Raw genomic sequence first — 15,931 nt, 5'->3', positions numbered from 1 at the left:
TGCCCGGTCCGTCGTGCGGATACCGGACACCCCCCGATCAGTGCGTCAGCTGTGGTGGCCGAGGGCCGGAAGGTCGGTTGCGGTCACGTCCGACTCGTACACCAGCCCGACCCGGTGGTTGTACTGGATCGTGTACATCTTCTTGCCGCCGGTGACCACCGCTCCGCTCGAGGGGAAGAAGTCGTCCGTGGCGGCCGGCGGCTGGGTGGCGACGTAGGCCTGGCCGGCAGGGACGGAGTACATGCTCAGCGGGGCCTGCGTCGACGGGGACAGCCCGGCGGGGTACTCAGCGGCGTCCGGGTAGCTGGAGCCGTAGACCGCGACAGGATCGGCGCCGGCGGACTTGATCACCTTCACACCGTGAGCCGGTACGGTGTTGCGGCCGAGCGGGTTGTAGAACCACACCTTGGCGCCGCTGTACCAGATCGCGGTCCAGGCACCGGAACGATCGGCCACCACGAACTGCTGGCCTGCCTGAGCCGTGCTGCCCCAGTCGTTGATCCGGTCGGTGCCGGCGCCACCCGGGTGGACCGCCTGGTCCCCGAAGAGGGGGGCGGTCCGGCTGGGTTCGGTGTACAGGAAGACGAAGTTCGACGGCTGCTCCTTGTCGGTGCAGGCGGTGGTGTCACCGGTCGGGTCGTCCGCCGGGCAGATCTGCACGGTCTGCCGGTTGGAGGAGAAGCCGGGGGCGATGGTCACCACCGAGCCGACGCGGCCCACGCCGTGGGCGCCCTTGATCGGCGCGCCCAGGAGCTTCATGAAGTGTTCCCAGTCCCAGGACGTGCCCGGGTCCCAGTGCATGCCGGAGACCAGGGCCGACGACGGCCCGGCGACATTGTCGTGCCCGATGATGTGCTGCCGGTCCAGCGGTATGTCGAAGCGGGCGGCGAGGTACTTCACCAGATCCGCCGTGGCCTCGTACTGTGCCTCGGTGTACCAACTGCCGCCGTGCGCGGCGTAGCCCTCGTGCTCGATGCCGATGGAGTGCATGTTGGTCGAGTAGTTGCCCGCGTGGAAGCCCAGGTCCTTGGTGGGCACCATCTGCGTCACCGCGCCGTCCGACGACCGCATCACATAGTGTGACGCGCTGCCGCCGGGATTCTGGAAGGTCGCGATGGCGGACTCGTAGGACGACTCGGTGTCGTGGATGACGATGGAGTCGATACGGATGCCGTTGGCGGGGCGGTTGGAGACCTGGCCGTTCGACGGGGCGGCCGGGACGAAGGTGCATTCCACCGTGGACGGACACTCGGTCTCCGCGGTGGCCGCCGCCTTGAGGTGGAGGGTGCCCAACTGCCCGGTGGCCGGGGAGACGTCCGGGGCCGCGGTCATGTTCACTCGCTGCCCGTCCTGCGTGGTGCGCCGGGCGCCGTGCTTGACGGTGGAGAACACCCGGTCGGCGAACGCGGCGGCACCCTGCTGATGCGCGGAACCGCTGTAACGGGCCACCGCCGCGTACCACTTGCCCGGGTCCGACGACTCAGCACCGACCGTCGCCTTCTGGTACGACGCGAGCAGGGCGGCACCGCCGCGGATGTTGGCCGCCGGGTCCTTGCGCAGTTCCTCGGCGGACAGGCCGGTCAGTCGTGCCGCCGCCTCGACGGTGTGCAGGGCGGGGTCCGCGGCGAGCGTCTTGAGATCGGCACGGCCGACGGCCCCGGCGTCGCCACCGGCCAGCATCTCGGGTGTGACGTCCGTCAAGTGCATCGGACCGTACCCGCCGTTGGTGCTGTACCGGCCGGCGTGGTCCTCCCACGCCGACTCCTGGTACGCGACGCCGAGCAGCACCTGCAGCGGGACGTGGAACTCCTTCGAGGCCGCGGCGAAGTCGTCCTGCCGTGCGGTCTTCGACGGCGTCGCGTCGCCGCTGGCCATGGCGGTCAGCGGCAGGACCGCCGCGCCGGCGAGGGCGACCACGCCGGCCGCCGCCAACAAGGGCACACGGTGTCGCGACTTGCGCCGGCGGGAATCTGTGGATCTTGTCATGAAGCGTTCCTGAACTCTCTGGCCGAGTACGAACGGCGCAGTGGGCGCGTGAAGGGCGAAAGTCGCGTCGGTACGCGCTCTGACAACGTTGTCACCCTCACTTGAGACGTGGTCGGATCCATGCCGGGGCCCATGGGATGACCGCACGTGGGGGCGTCATCGACTCGCCGGGAAGATCCTTCGCGTGCGATTGTCATTCGTTGAACGCCTGACGAGCAACCACCGTCGTGTGTGGACGTTGTGAATTGCCTATGGGATGGCCGGCGGTGCAGCGCCTTTCCGGCCTGCTCGTTCCAGGGCGCTCTCGGTGAGCAGAGGCATGCGGCAACGCAAGGAACGGCGTCCTTCGTTGCGGGCGCGACTGCTGTACGGCGCCGTACAGGGCACGGAAGTGAGCCGGGAAGGGGCTGTTGCGGGTCGGCAGGTACGTCGGCTCCGGCACGAAGCCCGCCCTCGCCCGGGAGTGCCGGGTCAGTGCCGGAGAACGGCTGACGACCAGATGCGACCGTCGTCCGTGGTCAGTTCGACCCGCTCGACGGTGGCCGCGGTCGCGTAGGCGATCCAGGTCGCCTGCCCGGAGTCCGGCATCCACCAGGAGCCGGCGTCGCGGCTGGAGCCGTCCTCGAGCAGAAGCCGGCAGGTGTAGTGCGTGCCGGGGGCGCCCGAGGTGATCTGCATGACCACGACGCGGTCCTTGCCGGCCAGACTCGGTTCGACCGTTCCGACCGCGGTCCCCGAAGCGGTCACCAGGGGCGCTCCGCGGTCGCCGACGGCCACGTGCACCGGGGCGTCGTCGTGATGGAGCACGGTCACGGCTGCACCGCCGATGCAGACCCCGGCGGCCGCGGCCGCGGCGAGCAGCAGCGTCCGACGAGGGCGGCGCCGGTCGCGGATGCGGCCGGGCGACGCGGGTTTCGGACAGCCGGGGGAGAGGCGTACGTCGCCCGATGCCGAACGTGAGCGATGGAGGGCGGAGCCCTCGCGGGTGAGGATCCGATACCTGGATCGGTCGGGGTCGGAGGGGCGTTCGAGTCTCAGGCGGTCGAGGACCTGTGTCTCGAAACCGGGAGGAGCCGCGACGGACGGCGCTGCAGGGAGCACCGCATCGACGCCGGTGGCGACGTCGTCGTAGGCCGAGTGGCAGCCAGGGCAGTCGGTGAGGTGCCGCAGCAGTTCGTCCTCCGGGCCGGGGAGGGCGCCGAGCGCCAGCGCGACCAACTCGTTCTCATCGGGGTGGCGATCCATCACGGCGTTCCTCCTTCAGTGAGTCGCGCAGCCTTCGCAGACCGCTGCGGATGCGGGTCTTGGCAGTCCCGAGTGGAATGTTCTCCTGTCGGCCGATCTCGGCGGCGGTACAACCGCCGAAGACGGCGAGGGCGACGGCGCGGGCCTGTTCCGGCGGGAGGGCACGCAACCGGCGCAGGGCGCGCTCGCTCTCCAGCGTGGTGAGGGCCCGTTGCTCGGGATCGTCGGGTCCGGGGTCGCTGCGAAGCGCCACGTCGATGAGACGTTCCAGGGTGGCGTCCGTGGCGGGCGTCGCCCGGCGGGCGCGTACGGCATCGATGGCCGCGTTGCGTGTGATCGTCAGCAGCCAGGTGAGGACGGAGGCGCGCCGGGGGTCGTAGCTGCCTGCCGCGCGCCACGCACGCACGAACACCTCCTGGCTCACATCCTCGGCGAGGGCCGGCTCCCGGGTCACCGACAGCGCGAGGCCGTACACGGAGTCCTGGAAACGTCTGACGAACGCGACGGACGCCTGCTCGTCGCCCAGGGCGAAGGAGGCGACGAGTGTGACGTCGTCGACCTGGTTCGCACGCGAGAACAGCACCACGTCCATGTGTACGTACGAACCCGGCGAAGAGATTGGCGAAGCGGCCGGGATTTTTTTCGGGAATGTGGCGCAATCCCATGGCAGGGCTCGCCCGTACAACCCATGCGACTCGGTCGTACGGCCGAGCGGAATGGAACGGAGGCACCATGCATCGTGGAAGGATCACCGTGTCCGGGCTGGCCCTCGTGGCCGCCCTCGGGCTGGCGGGCTGCGGCGGCGGCAGTACCGGCGATGAAGGCGGGGCGAAGGGCCAGGCGCCGGCAGTAGCCATGAACCCCTCCGCTGTCCGGACGAGTGACTCGCCCCTGGGTACGGTCCTCGTGGACGGCAGTGGCCGGACCCTGTACCTGTTCACCGCGGACGGGAAGAACACGAACTCCATGGACTGCGACGCGGCGTGCCTCAAGCTGTGGCCGCCCATGGAGGGTAAGCCGAAGCCCGGTGACGGTGTCGATGCGGGCCTGATCGGCACGACGGACGGCGCGGGCCGGGCGCAGGTGACATACGCCGGGCACCCGCTGTACTACTACGCCGCCGACCGGGCGGCAGGCGACGTCAAGGGCCAGGGCATCGACGGCGTCTGGTTCGCGCTGGACGGGAAGGGCGCCGCGGTCAAGAAGGCCGCCCCGGCCGCCTCCGCCACCCAGGACGGCGGCGACGGCGGTTTCGGCTACTGAGCTCGGCGCAAGTGTCGAGCGGCAGCATGCGGGCGATCGACCCGTGCCTGCCACTCAATAGGTGGCTGCCGGAGGGACGAGTCGACACGACAGCCGGTCGGACACTGCCTCCAAGCCCGGTCCTTCAGGGCCGAGTCAAAGTTGGCCTGTCCAGGGGTCGGTTGCCCGCAGACGAGGTGTTGGGGGCAGGCGACGAGACGGGTCCAGGGAGGCTGGTCCGCAGTCCGACGGCATGGCGCCCGTCGCCTCCCGTTCGGATGCAGTGTGCCAGGACGATGCAGTGCGCGGGAACGATCTCACCCGTGACGTGGGGACGCGCCACGGGAGTCGGCCCGAGATGTCGGGCCGGCGGCTGGGCTCGGCTGGCGTCCTGTTGTAGGGGAGTGCATTCCGGGGGGCCGGAACGGTAGCGCTTTGTCCCACGTCTGCGTTGGCAGGCCCATCATGGTCATTGGGGGAGACGATGGAGACCGAGCGTGCACGACTATGGTGGAGAACGACCGGCCCTTGGCAGAGAGGCACCGTGGTCGTGGCCCTCTTGGCGGCTCTGATCGCCGTGGTGCTTGCTCTGCGGACGGTGTTTGCGCCGTGGGCATTTCCGCTGCCCGGGCAGCCCAGGCTGACCGGCTACTGGCAGGGTGAGATCTCGTATTCGAAGACCGACAGCAGGCGGGTCCTCCTGCGGCTGAACTACAACGAGAACTGCGACTCTGTCTGCGGTATGACAGGCGGGATGAAGGTCTGCGGAGCAGGCAAGGACGCGAGTGGCGACGTATCGGGAGAAGTGCGCAACTGGCGAGGCACCCGATTCTCAGTGAGTCCCTACCTTCCGCGCAGCAAGGGCGACGTGAACATCGAGCACATCGATGGCACTTGGAAGGGCGACAATCTCCGGATGCTGGCGAGAACAGCGATCATCGACAGCGACGGCGCATGGCATTCGGATCAACAGCGGCCCGACCCGCCCGAGTTCGTGATGCATCGCAGCAGCGAGGCTGCCTTCGAAGCCGGCTGTGCCAAGGGGTGAGCCGGCGGGTGGCCCGGCACCGTGCGTTCGCGGGTGCGGGCCCCCGCTCGGCTGCGGCCGTGTGTCGGGACCGTCGCACCGCCCGGGGCTCCTCGACTCAGCGGAACTCGTGAACCACCCGGATTCTGCCGACGATGTGGGCGTTGAACTCTTCGAGCTCCTCAGCCGGCACCCACAGTTCGAGGATGGTCTGTCCGCCGGCCTGCTGGACCGGGTATCTGCGCAGGAACTCCGACTCGACCTCGAACCGGGTGACAAACCCGGCACCGTCGTGCTTGACGTTCCAGTCCCGAGCGATCCTGACGGCGTAGTCCTCGTTGAGCACCGGGTAGAAGATCGGCTGCTCGGGAAGCCGGGGCGGCCACGCACGCCAGTCCGACTCCCGCACGAGGTCCAGTTCCTTGGGACCGGTAGGACGCCACAGGGTCGTCGTTCGCTGGCTGGTCACGGGGGATGGCTCTCTGTGTGCGGCAACCGTGGTTGCGGCCGAAGGTGAGCCCTGAGCGTAGCGACAGGGTCGGCACGGCGGCCACGAAGTTTCGGGCCTCCGGGCACCAACTGTGGCCCCGGTGCATGCCCATGTAAGGGCGCACTGGGCACCTTGCGGACCGGGCGTTCATGTTGACCGTAAACACGGAAGCGGACCGGCCGGTCATGTTGAACGTCACAATGTGACCGGCCGGTCATGTTGGCCCGGGATCTGCGCGACCTGCCCGTCATGCCGGTGGAAGGTGAATGTGACCGCGCGGTCCGCTTGCGTTGGAGTCGGTCTTTGAAGCGGCAGAATGTCATGACGAGCCCGGCAGCCGAGCCGATGCGCAGTGACGCCGTCCGCACCAGGAAGCTCCTGATCGACGCGGCGGCGGAGGCATTCGCCGAGCAGGGCACTGAGGTGCCGGTCTCGCAGATCGCGGAGCGCGCCGGGATCGGCAAGGGCACCGTCTTCCGGCACTTCCCCACCAAGGACGATCTTCTGGCGGTGATTGTCACCGAGAAGCTGTACGCCCTTGCCGCGACCGGTGAACGTCTGACGGAGGCGGAGGACCCGGCACATACACTGCACGAGTTCATGAGCGCCGCCATCGAGTTGCAGATGCAGGACCGTGCCTTCTGCGAGGTCGTCCATGGAGTCGCTCCGGATCACCCCGAGGTGCGCAACAGCCAGGAGACATTGAGCGCGGTCACCGACGCACTGACCGACCGCGCCCGTCGGCACGGTGCCGTTCGCCAGGACACCACCGGGCAGGACATCGCGCTGCTGATGAGCGGGATCTACCAGACGGCATCCCCGGTGCAGGCCACACAGCCGCACCTGTGGCGTCGCTGTCTCCACCTGGTCTTCGACGGCTGCGGGCCGCCGATGCGCCGTCACTGCCGGGGCCGCCGCCGCACTCCTGGAGCACGGCGTCGGTGGGCGCCCGGGCCGTCTGCCGGAACACGGCACATGACAACGAGGACGCGGCATTCTCCGCGTCCTCGTTGTCATGATCGGCCGCCGGCAGACGGTCGAGGTGGGACGGTCAGTACCGGCCGCCGACGGGGGCCGGGACGGCGTCGAGTTCGGCAAGGTCGCCCGGAGACAGTCGGACGTCGGCGGCGCCCGCGTTGTCAGTCAGGTACTTCGGGGTCTTGGTGCCGGGGATGGGAACAACGTGCGGGCCCTGAGCCACGAGCCAGGCGAGAGCGACCTGGGCAGGAGTGGCACCGACGCGGTCGGCGACTGCACGGACCCCGTTCGCGATGTCGAGGTTGGCCTGCAGGTTGTCCTGCTGGAACCGCGGCAGACGGCGCCGCTGGTCCTTCTCCGGCAGTTCGTCGAAGGAGGCGAAGCGGCCGGCGAGGAAGCCGCGGCCCAGCGGCGAGTACGACAGGAGGGCGATGCCGTGCTGGGTGCAGTAGGGCAGGACTTCGGCCTGGACGTCACGGGTCCACAGTGAGAACTCGGACTGCACGGTGGTCACCGGATGCACGGCCTGGGCCCGCTGGATCTGCTCGACGCCGACCTCGGACAGACCCAGGTGACGGGCCTTACCGGCGGTCACGGCCTCGGCCAGTGCGCCCCAGGTCTCCTCGATCGGGACCTCCGGGTCGACTCGGTGGAGCTGGTAGAGATCGACGTGGTCGGTGCCCAGACGGCGCAAACTCGCGTCGATGGCGGCACGCACATGCTCGGGTCGGCCGTTGGGTTTGACGAGTGGGGACCCGCCGGGGCCGCCTGTGGGGTCGATGGCCTCCATGCCGACCTTGGTGGCGATCACCGCGTGCTCGCGGCGGTCGGCCAGGGCTCGGCCGACGAGTTCCTCGTTGGTGTAGGGGCCGTAGACGTCAGCCGTGTCGATCAAGGTCATGCCCAGGTCGAGGGCCTGGCGGATGACGGAGACCGAGGTGGCTTCGTCACGCGGTGTGGCCATGTCGTAGGCGAAGCTCATCCCCATGGCGCCCAGGCCGATGACGCCGACCTGCGGTCCGTGGGTGCCCAGGGTGGTGGTGCGCATGCTGGTCTCCTGCTTTCGTGGCTGCCGGTTCTCATCCCCTTGAAAGGGGGCCGCTGGACGTACGGTCGTTCGCGGCCCTTCCACCGTCGCGCCCCCGGGCATCCCGTGGCAGGCCGCACGGTGCTGGGGAGCGGCGTTCCAGGGAGTGATACGGCCCCCCACAGCCCCTCAATCGGGCCAGCGGCTTGCGACACTGTCCATATGAGCTCTGACCAGCACGGCAACGAGTTGGCGCGCTTCCTTCGCGCCCGACGGATCCAGGTGACGCCCGAGCAGGTGGGTCTTCCCACGGGCCCGGGGCTCCGCCGCACTCCGGGACTGCGCCGCGAGGAACTCGCCACTCTTGCCGGGGTCAGCATCGACTATTACACCCGCCTCGAACGCGGCAAGGAGACCCGCCCCAGCCCCGCCGTGGTCGACTCCCTCGCCCGGGCGTTGCGCCTGGAGACGGACGAACACAAGCATCTGCGCCGACTGGCGGCCCGGGCCGCTCGAACCGCTCCCGAGCCACCCACCGCGCCCAGCCGCGCGGTGCGGCCTGGCGTCCAGCTTCTGCTGGAGAACCTGCGACCTGGCCCGGCCTACGTCCTGAGCCGCACCCTGGACATACTCGCGGCCAACCCCGGCGGCCTGCACCTTTACGCGGGCATGGAGAGCTGGCCGGTCAAACAGCGCAATCTGGCCCGCTACTACTTCCTCCATCCCGCGGCGCGCGACCTGTTCCCCGAGTGGGACACCCGCATCCGCGGCTGTGTCGCACGCCTACGCGCTCTGGCCGGCACCGATCCGGACGCCCCCGACCTCGCCCAGCTCGTCGGTGAACTCCTTTTGAAGAGTGAGGACTTCGCCCGCTTGTGGGAGCGCTACGATGTGCGTCCCCATCGCCCCGGCACCAAACACTTCCATCATCCCCAGGTCGGCGACCTCACCCTCGGCTACCAGTCCATGCTGCTCGAAGGCACCTCTGGTCACCGTCTCGTCGCCTACTACGCCGACGTGGCAAGCCCCGACCACGACGCCATGGTTCTTCTCGACATGCTGGGCACTCAGCACGCCTCCGGAGCCGCCGAGCACGCCGATCTGCCGGGACACGATCAGTGAGGTATGTCGCTCGCTCCACTTGCCTGCGTACGCCGTCGTTGCCGTCGTCGGGTGATGTCGGCTTGGATGGTGCGATGGAGCGCGTCGAGGCAGAACTCTTCACCGATGGCGGCAACAACGCCGTTGTCCGCCTGCCCGGTCGTAGGTTCCCCGGGGTGCTGATTCAGGGCGACTCCCTGCGCATCCTCAGGAGCGACTTGGCCCAGGTGGTGGACGCGTGCGAGCGCAGCGATCCGGCCGAGGCCCGGGACTCCGGTGACTTGGTCCTGGCCGCCCTCGACGCTCTGCTGACGCGGTATGAGGATGCGTTGCACAAGCACGGCATCCCGCGGCCCTATTGAGCGGTATGACCTGCAAGGCCCATTCTTCCGAGGGAATTCCGGTCGGCGGACGGGCACGTCGGCCCTCGACCGCGGGTCAGCCGGACGGCGTCTCGCATGGTTCCCAGGGCGCCTGCCGACTCGCCGTCGAACGGCTGGTTCGCGCATTGATGTTCCGTCTCGGCGATGAGCGGGGCGAACGTGCGGCCCCGGACCCGCCCGCCGCGACCCCGCTGCGCCGCGGGCACACATCCCGACCCTATGGGCCGGTGACCCGCATGGGGCGGCGAGCTTCGCCCTGGCCGTGAGGGCAAGGTGCGTCGGCGGCGAAGACAGGAGATCCGCGGGTACCGCCGGTGGTCACCGCGCGAAAGCCGCTCGGGGATGCTTACGCTGAAGGCGTGCCCGAGGACGACTCCCGACCAGGGGAGCATCGCCTGTCTCCGCGCGAGGAAGACCTCGCGATCCTCGACGCGCTGTTCAACCAGTCACCGGTCGGCGTCGCCGTCTACGACACGGGACTGCGGGTCGTACGGGCCAATTCCGCGCTTGAACGCATCCACGGGGTTCCCAATGCGCGACTGCTCGGTCACCGGCTCGGCGAGGTGCTGCCCGACCTCGACACCACCGCCATCGAAAGCCGCCTCGTCAGGGTCCTGGAGACAGGTCAGCCCGTCGCCGGCACCGAGGTGCACGGGCGCACCCCCGCCGACCCCGACAGGGATCGTGTGTGGGTGGCGTCCTCGTTCGCGCTGACCGGACAGGACGGGCGAACACTGGGTGTCACCGACATGGTGATGGACATCACCGAACGTCACCACATCCGGAAGCGTCTGGCCCTGCTCGACCATGCTGCGGCCCGTATCGGCACAACGCTCGACGTCACACGCACTGCCGCCGAGCTGGCCGATGTCCTGGTTCCGGCCCTTGCAGACCTGGCCGCGATCGACCTCCTGGACGGGGTGGAGGCAGGCGAGGAGCCCCTCACCCCCGGCACGGGCGGGGTCGAGCTGCGGCTGACGGCGCGCAAGGCCGCTCGGCCGTCCATCCTCGAAGGACTGCGAGAGATGGGTGACATTCAGGAGTTCGCCGCGGACACCCCGCACGCACGCAGCCTCGTCAGCGGGCAACCCGTATTGGTGCCGGTGATCGACCCGGACGCCGGTTGGGTCGGTGGCTCCCTCGATCCCAGGGCGCAAGCGCTCGTGGAGCGGGGGACGCACTCCCTCATGGTGGTGCCCCTGCGGGCCAGGGACACCGTTCTGGGTGTGGCACACATGTACCGCACGTCGGCTCGCTCGGACGCCTTCGAGCCTGACGACCTGGTGCTGGCACAGGATCTGGTGGCCAGGGCGGCTGTCTGCGTGGACAACGCCCGACGGTACACAGGCGAGCGTGTCGCGGCCGTCACCCTTCAGCGGAGCTTGCTCCCGCGCAATGTGCCCGAGCAGAGCGCGGTCCACCTTGCTTACTGCTACCGGCCCGCCCGTACGCACACAGGGGTGGGCGGCTGCTGGTTCGATGTGATTCCGCTGTCCGGTGCCCGCGTCGCCCTCGCCATCGGCGACATACCCGGGACGGGCATCGAGGCCGCTGCCTGCACCGGGCAGATCTGTTCCGCCGTTCGCACCCTCGCGCAACTGGACCTTGCCCCCGAAGAGGTCCTCGCCCGACTCGACAACATGGTGCCGCGCCTGGTCGAACGCGCCCGTACCTCGGGATCCGCCCCGATCATGGACGGGCTCGTCGGAGCGACCTGCCTCTACGCGATCTACGACCCGGTCTCGTGCCGCTGTGTCATGGCCAGCGCGGGCCATGCGCCGCCTGCCGTCGCCGAACCGGACCGTCCGGTACGGTTCCTCGAGTTGCCGCCCAACGAGCCCCTCGGCCTGGGCGATCCGGTCTTCGAGCCGCTGGAGGTCGAACTGCCCGCGGGCAGCGCCCTCCTGTTCCACACCCGAAGCATGGCGGATTCACGAGACGCCGGGCGCGCTCTGGACGAGCAACTCTGCGCGCTCATCGCCCAGGACGGCATGCCGCCGGAGGACATCTGCCAGGCTCTCGCCAACGTGGCGTGCTCCCGCATCGGACCGCAGGAGGACCTGGCTCTGCTCCTCGCCCGTACCCGTCGTCTTCCTGCTGCTCAGGTCGCCACATGGGACGTGCCTGCCGAACCCGGTGCCGTCGCGGACACCCGCTCGCTCGCCTTGCACCAGTTGGAGCGGTGGGGCCTGGAGGACCTGGAGTTCACCACTGAACTCATCGTCAGCGAACTGGTCACCAACGCCATCCGTTACGGCGTTCCGCCGATACGGCTCCGGCTCATCCACGACCAAATGCTGATCTGCGAGGTCAGCGATGCCAGCAGCACCTCGCCCCATATCCGGCGGGCGGCCACCACGGACGAAGGCGGACGCGGACTCTTCCTCGTCGCCCAGTGCTCCCAGCACTGGGGCACCCGTTACCACGACTGCGGCAAGACCATCTGGGCGGAACAGGACGCCAACCCCCACGGCACCTGAACGTGACCCGTTGCCCCGTCAGGTTCGCCGACAGGCGGGCGTAGTCGGCTACTTGGAGGCCCTACGGCTCCTTCTTCAAGTGCCGAGACGCCCAGTGGTGCTGGTCCTGCTGCCCGGACACCGCTTCTGGGTTCCCGGACAGTGGCCGGGTTGTTGCCCCCGGCGCGCCAGGTCCTTCCTTTGGACGAATGCCACAAGTAAGGTCACACGGCGAGAGGGTCGGTGGTCGCTGATGCAGATGACCCGAATGCGTGTGGCGGCGGCGCTACTGTTGCTCGCAACCATGGGAGTTCTGGCGGCCTGCGATGACCAGGGGTCGGCCACCGACGACGACCACCCGTCTGCGCAGGACTCGGCTCGTCCGGTGAGAGCTCCCACCACTGCGGGTGCCGCAACTCGATGTACCACCGTGGGGGATGAGGAGGACTCCGCCATATCCGGCGGGGTCATCGCCGGTCCCTTCGCTGGTATGCGGGGGGCCGGCCATGAGTCCGGACTCGCCAAGTTCTGGGTGGCAGCGTCGAATCGACAGAGCCGAACCGATGACGCCGTCATCCGTGTGGAGGTCGTCGACGCCGAGCGCCCATCCGATCCGGCGCTGTATGTGCGGGCGGCGAAGGACATCAAGACGGTGGTCCCGCCGCCGACCGCCGGTCCGGAGCGCATCTACAACGGCACGATCTTCGTGCCCACCTCGGCCGACACGAAGTTGCGGATCACTGTGACGATCGGCGAAGCGACGGGCTGCTTCGTGACCCGGCTGTAGGGCGGAGCCTGCGAGGCGCACGTTTCATCGTCGTGCCTCGAGACTCGGCCGTGCAGATGGGGTCCGGCACGGGTGCCGGACCCCATCGCATGTGGTGGGCCTCACCGATGCCATGTGACTCGTCGCGACTCGTCACCGTTTCGAGAAGTGACGTTGAGAGCGCCATCGTTACGCAACGTAAACTCTGATCATGGCATGTTGGGCCTGTGCAGTCGCCTTCGCGCCGCCACGGAGCCAGCGCGAAGGAATGCCCTACGCGCACATGGACGGGATCGTAGCCCCGCATGCGGCCGACGAGGGGGCGACTTACGCTGATAAGCGGCGAAGAACGCCTCAGTCGCGAGGGTGTAAATGAGGAGGCGCTTCCCGCATGGCGAAACTACTCTTCGTGATGACTGGAACCGCGTACTGGACGCTCAAGGACGGCACCAGATATGCGACCGGCTACTGGGCCGAGGAGTTCGCGGTGCCCTACAAGGCGCTGACGGCTGCCGGGCATGAGGTTGTGGTGGCCACGCCCAGGGGTGTGGTTCCCACTGTCGACATGATGAGTCTGCGCCCGGAGATGGCGGGTACCGCCGAGATCGCCCTCGACCTCGAGGCCATCATCCGTTCCGCGGAGGAGATGCGGCGCCCCATACAGTTGTCGGACGCCCGACTGGAGGATTACGACGCCGTCTACTTCCCGGGTGGCCACGGGCCCATGGAGGACTTGTGCGTCGACGCCGATGCGGGCCGACTGCTGACGGCGGCGCTGGCCTCGGGCAAGCCCCTCGCCGTTGTGTGCCATGCCCCCGCTGCCATGCTGGCCACCAGGATGCATGGTATGTCCCCCTTCGCTGGTTACAAGGTGACGGCCTTCACCAACGAAGAAGAGGAGGCCGTCGGCCTGGCGCCCAGAGCACGGTGGTTGCTGGAAGACGAGCTGAGGGGACTCGGCGTCGAATTCATGCGCGGCGAGAAGTGGAAGCCGTACACGGTGGTGGACCGGACCCTCTACACAGGCCAGAACCCGGCATCGGCCGCGGTCCTGGCGGAGCGACTGCTCAAGGCTCTGGTCTAGGAGTGGCGCGGAAACTTCCGGCTTCACCATCCCCGCAGCGAAGGGGGTTCGTTGAGAATGACCTCTCATCACGTCAAGAAGGTCGCCGTCGTGACCGGTGCCTCGCAGGGCATCGGTGCGGGCATCGTGGAAGCTTTTCGCAAGAGCGGTTACGGCGTCGTCGGGACCTCCCGCAACATTTCCCCCTCCGACGACGAGGGCACCCTGACGGTCCAGGGCGACATCGCCGAGGCCGCGACGGCCGAACGTGTCGTCGCTGCGGCGATGGAGAAGTTCGGCCGTGTCGACACGCTCATCAACAATGCCGGAATCTTCATATCCAAGCCCTTCACGGAGTACACCCAGGGCGACTACGAAGCGGTGACCCGTGTCAACCTCACAGGCTTCTTCCGCATCACCCAGCTCGTCGTCGAGAAGATGCTGTCCCAGGGGGGCGGCCACATCGTGAACATCACCACGAGCCTGGTCGACAACGCGGATTCGCGGGTTCCCTCGGTGCTGGCTTCGCTCACCAAGGGAGGGCTTCAGTCGGCCACGAAATCCCTGGCCATCGAGTACGCCACACGCGGGATTCGGGTCAATGCCGTATCGCCGGGAAACGTCAACACCCCGATGCATGCCGTGGAAGACCATGAAGCACTTGCCGCCATGCATCCGGTCGGCAGGTTGGGGGAGCAGAGCGACATCGTTGACGCCGTGCTCTACCTGGAGAACGCCCCGTTCGTCACCGGTGAGATCCTGCACGTGGACGGCGGCATGAGTGCCGGGCGGTAGGTCGGGCGCGGGGATGGCGGCGCCACCGGCGTCGCAGACTGAAGCGGTGGGGATCAAACCCCCTGAGTACGGCAGGGTGCCGGCGGTGGAGCGCGACTCGCCTCACCGCACTCGTCCGAGCCGTCCTCGTCCCGCACCTCAACACAGCAAGCCGAGGTTGGGCTCGGACACGCTGCGACTACTCGGGAGCGATGCGCTCCAACACCTCGGCGGCCGCGGCGATGTCGCAGCCCTCCAGCCGGGAGAAGACATGGCGTCGCACACTCGCCAGGTTGGTGGGCCACGCCTCCTTGAGCAGCGCCAACCCGGCAGCCGTGAGCACGGCGAACCAGGCCCTTCCGTCGTCGGAGCACTTCTCCCGAACGACGAATGACTGTGATTGCAGTCGGTTCACCACTCTTGTCATCCCGCTGAGGGACAGCCCGCACATGTTGGCCAACTCGCTCATGCGCATGTGGTTGTCCGGCGCTTCGGAGAGGTGCATCAAGACTCTGTACTCGGTACCGGAAATCGGATGTTCCTCGAGCATGTCCGCGTCGACGGTTCGGGGCAGGAGCGCCATGACCCTGCCCAGAGCCCGTAGGAAGGCCTCCTCGTCCCTGTTCAGAGGTTCGATCGTCGTCGCGTCTGTCATGCGCACAGTGTAGGTGCCTGATCACGGTGGACGCGGACGTGCGCGGGGCCTTTCCTGCGTCGGCTGCCACACACGAGAAACAGATGTTCTGCATGTTCCTCCGACCCGCAAACGCCGCGCGGGTAGGTGAATGCGGGCGCCTCGATGTCGTTGGGCCTGGTGCACACAAGGAAATCCGCGCCTGGTCGTCGACTGGGCGCGTAAAACCCATGTACGCAAGGAAGTTGTCGGCGCGACCTACCGCGACCCGAATTCGGGGACCGGGCACATCGACGCGGTACACCAGCCGTGGTGCCCGAACCCACGCTCCGCCGACTCTTGTTGGAGCACCGGGCGGTCCTGGATGCGGTCGGTACGTGACGATCTGGCCGTCGTGCGTGACGACCAGGCTTTGACCCTCCCCGGGCAGAGCTCCAGGCATTGCCGCAGTGCCTCCTGGCGGCCGGCGAACGGCACGGAGTCGGCGGGAAGATGAGGGGCACTGCCCATGGCTTCGGCTTGCCGTCCGTGAGGTTTTGGCGTCCCGGGAGGGTTTGGGGTTCAGCAGGTGCTGCCGGGCGCGCGCGGGTGAGGGCCGGGTTCGGCACCGAGTTCGTCGGCCGGATTGCGGCGGAGGGGGAGCAGCCGCGAGAACTTCGTCGGCTGCCTCTTCGACCGTCGCGACGAGTTCATGGCCGACCGAGGCGAACGCCGGATGCCCGGTGACCGACGTACCGTCGGCGACCATGGGACCGC

General features: G+C 68.4%; 15 protein-coding genes. 8 read left to right on the top strand and 7 right to left on the bottom strand.

The window, feature by feature from the left end; translation table 11 throughout:
- Nucleotides 1–45: 45 nt before the first annotated feature.
- The 3 genes from RCR19_RS01930 to RCR19_RS01920 all read right to left on the bottom strand — a co-directional run bounded on the left by RCR19_RS01930 (nucleotide 46) and on the right by RCR19_RS01920 (nucleotide 3,823).
- The gene (locus RCR19_RS01930; protein ID WP_331263429.1) at nucleotides 46–1,986 is read right to left on the bottom strand and encodes an N-acetylmuramoyl-L-alanine amidase; all 1,941 of its coding nucleotides are present in this window, start codon (nucleotides 1,984–1,986) and stop codon (nucleotides 46–48) included.
- 471 nt (nucleotides 1,987–2,457) lie between these two features.
- A complete protein-coding gene (locus RCR19_RS01925; protein ID WP_331263428.1) occupies nucleotides 2,458–3,231 on the bottom strand; it encodes a hypothetical protein in 774 nt (257 codons plus the stop codon).
- Nucleotides 3,212–3,823, bottom strand: coding sequence for a sigma-70 family RNA polymerase sigma factor (locus RCR19_RS01920; protein WP_331263427.1), 612 nt, complete (start codon nucleotides 3,821–3,823; stop codon nucleotides 3,212–3,214). The genes RCR19_RS01925 and RCR19_RS01920 overlap by 20 nt, the downstream gene beginning before the upstream one ends.
- Nucleotides 3,824–3,963: 140 nt before the next feature.
- Between RCR19_RS01920 and RCR19_RS01915 the strand changes: the two genes are divergently transcribed.
- Both RCR19_RS01915 and RCR19_RS01910 read left to right on the top strand, forming a co-directional pair.
- On the top strand, nucleotides 3,964–4,494 hold the full coding sequence (locus tag RCR19_RS01915) for a hypothetical protein (RefSeq protein WP_331263426.1): 531 nt from the start codon (nucleotides 3,964–3,966) through the stop codon (nucleotides 4,492–4,494).
- Between the two features lie 523 nt (nucleotides 4,495–5,017).
- Entirely contained in the window at nucleotides 5,018–5,521 is a 504-nt protein-coding gene (locus RCR19_RS01910; protein ID WP_331263425.1) for a hypothetical protein, read from the top strand.
- A 97-nt stretch (nucleotides 5,522–5,618) separates the two neighbouring features.
- Here the strand turns inward: RCR19_RS01910 and RCR19_RS01905 are convergent, their stop codons facing one another.
- From RCR19_RS01905 to RCR19_RS01895, 3 genes are all read right to left on the bottom strand, one after another.
- Nucleotides 5,619–5,969, bottom strand: coding sequence for a hypothetical protein (locus RCR19_RS01905; RefSeq protein ID WP_331263424.1), 351 nt, complete (start codon nucleotides 5,967–5,969; stop codon nucleotides 5,619–5,621).
- 216 nt (nucleotides 5,970–6,185) lie between these two features.
- On the bottom strand, nucleotides 6,186–6,647 hold the full coding sequence (locus RCR19_RS01900) for a hypothetical protein (protein WP_331263423.1): 462 nt from the start codon (nucleotides 6,645–6,647) through the stop codon (nucleotides 6,186–6,188).
- A gap of 394 nt (nucleotides 6,648–7,041) precedes the next feature.
- Nucleotides 7,042–8,016, bottom strand: a complete 975-nt coding sequence (locus RCR19_RS01895; RefSeq protein WP_331263422.1) for an aldo/keto reductase — start codon at nucleotides 8,014–8,016, stop codon at nucleotides 7,042–7,044.
- A gap of 201 nt (nucleotides 8,017–8,217) precedes the next feature.
- Here RCR19_RS01895 and RCR19_RS01890 point away from each other — a divergent pair, with 201 nt between their 5' ends.
- From RCR19_RS01890 to RCR19_RS01865, 6 genes are all read left to right on the top strand, one after another.
- Nucleotides 8,218–9,117 carry a helix-turn-helix transcriptional regulator gene (locus RCR19_RS01890; RefSeq protein ID WP_331263421.1) on the top strand — a complete coding sequence of 300 codons (900 nt, stop codon included), beginning with the start codon at nucleotides 8,218–8,220 and terminating at the stop codon, nucleotides 9,115–9,117.
- Nucleotides 9,118–9,191: 74 nt separating this feature from the next.
- Nucleotides 9,192–9,458 carry a hypothetical protein gene (locus RCR19_RS01885; RefSeq protein WP_331263420.1) on the top strand — a complete coding sequence of 89 codons (267 nt, stop codon included), beginning with the start codon at nucleotides 9,192–9,194 and terminating at the stop codon, nucleotides 9,456–9,458.
- Between the two features lie 380 nt (nucleotides 9,459–9,838).
- Nucleotides 9,839–11,959, top strand: coding sequence for a SpoIIE family protein phosphatase (locus RCR19_RS01880; protein ID WP_331263419.1), 2,121 nt, complete (start codon nucleotides 9,839–9,841; stop codon nucleotides 11,957–11,959).
- 559 nt (nucleotides 11,960–12,518) lie between these two features.
- Complete coding sequence (locus RCR19_RS01875; protein ID WP_331263418.1) at nucleotides 12,519–12,725, top strand: hypothetical protein; 207 nt, start codon at nucleotides 12,519–12,521, stop codon at nucleotides 12,723–12,725.
- Between the two features lie 370 nt (nucleotides 12,726–13,095).
- Nucleotides 13,096–13,788 carry a type 1 glutamine amidotransferase domain-containing protein gene (locus RCR19_RS01870; RefSeq protein ID WP_331263417.1) on the top strand — a complete coding sequence of 231 codons (693 nt, stop codon included), beginning with the start codon at nucleotides 13,096–13,098 and terminating at the stop codon, nucleotides 13,786–13,788.
- A gap of 57 nt (nucleotides 13,789–13,845) precedes the next feature.
- Nucleotides 13,846–14,562 (top strand): SDR family oxidoreductase, encoded by a 717-nt coding sequence (locus RCR19_RS01865; RefSeq protein WP_059126452.1) that lies wholly within the window; start codon nucleotides 13,846–13,848, stop codon nucleotides 14,560–14,562.
- Between the two features lie 178 nt (nucleotides 14,563–14,740).
- On the opposite strand, the gene RCR19_RS01860 is transcribed toward RCR19_RS01865, so the two are convergent.
- Nucleotides 14,741–15,196, bottom strand: coding sequence for a MarR family winged helix-turn-helix transcriptional regulator (locus RCR19_RS01860; RefSeq protein WP_331263416.1), 456 nt, complete (start codon nucleotides 15,194–15,196; stop codon nucleotides 14,741–14,743).
- Nucleotides 15,197–15,931 lie beyond the last annotated feature (735 nt).

This window comes from Streptomyces sp. WAC07094 (assembly GCF_036320405.1).
In the GTDB taxonomy this organism is placed as follows: Bacteria; Actinomycetota; Actinomycetes; order Streptomycetales; family Streptomycetaceae; genus Streptomyces; species Streptomyces lannensis.
Note: the sequence above shows the minus strand (reverse complement) of the source record. Positions and strands in the feature narration are given on the sequence as shown.

What these genes read in the sequence shown, in the direction of transcription:
- RCR19_RS01930 (WP_331263429.1), bottom strand. Translation starts at nt 1,986, where the DNA reads ATGACAAGATCCACAGATTCCCGCCGGCGCAAGTCGCGACACCGTGTG.
- RCR19_RS01920 (WP_331263427.1), bottom strand. Translation starts at nt 3,823, where the DNA reads ATGGACGTGGTGCTGTTCTCGCGTGCGAACCAGGTCGACGACGTCACA.
- RCR19_RS01870 (WP_331263417.1), top strand. Translation starts at nt 13,096, where the DNA reads ATGGCGAAACTACTCTTCGTGATGACTGGAACCGCGTACTGGACGCTC.
- RCR19_RS01890 (WP_331263421.1), top strand. Translation starts at nt 8,218, where the DNA reads ATGAGCTCTGACCAGCACGGCAACGAGTTGGCGCGCTTCCTTCGCGCC.
- RCR19_RS01860 (WP_331263416.1), bottom strand. Translation starts at nt 15,196, where the DNA reads ATGACAGACGCGACGACGATCGAACCTCTGAACAGGGACGAGGAGGCC.
- RCR19_RS01895 (WP_331263422.1), bottom strand. Translation starts at nt 8,016, where the DNA reads ATGCGCACCACCACCCTGGGCACCCACGGACCGCAGGTCGGCGTCATC.
- RCR19_RS01900 (WP_331263423.1), bottom strand. Translation starts at nt 6,647, where the DNA reads ATGGACGACCTCGCAGAAGGCACGGTCCTGCATCTGCAACTCGATGGC.
- RCR19_RS01915 (WP_331263426.1), top strand. Translation starts at nt 3,964, where the DNA reads ATGCATCGTGGAAGGATCACCGTGTCCGGGCTGGCCCTCGTGGCCGCC.
- RCR19_RS01865 (WP_059126452.1), top strand. Translation starts at nt 13,846, where the DNA reads ATGACCTCTCATCACGTCAAGAAGGTCGCCGTCGTGACCGGTGCCTCG.
- RCR19_RS01925 (WP_331263428.1), bottom strand. Translation starts at nt 3,231, where the DNA reads ATGGATCGCCACCCCGATGAGAACGAGTTGGTCGCGCTGGCGCTCGGC.
- RCR19_RS01885 (WP_331263420.1), top strand. Translation starts at nt 9,192, where the DNA reads ATGGAGCGCGTCGAGGCAGAACTCTTCACCGATGGCGGCAACAACGCC.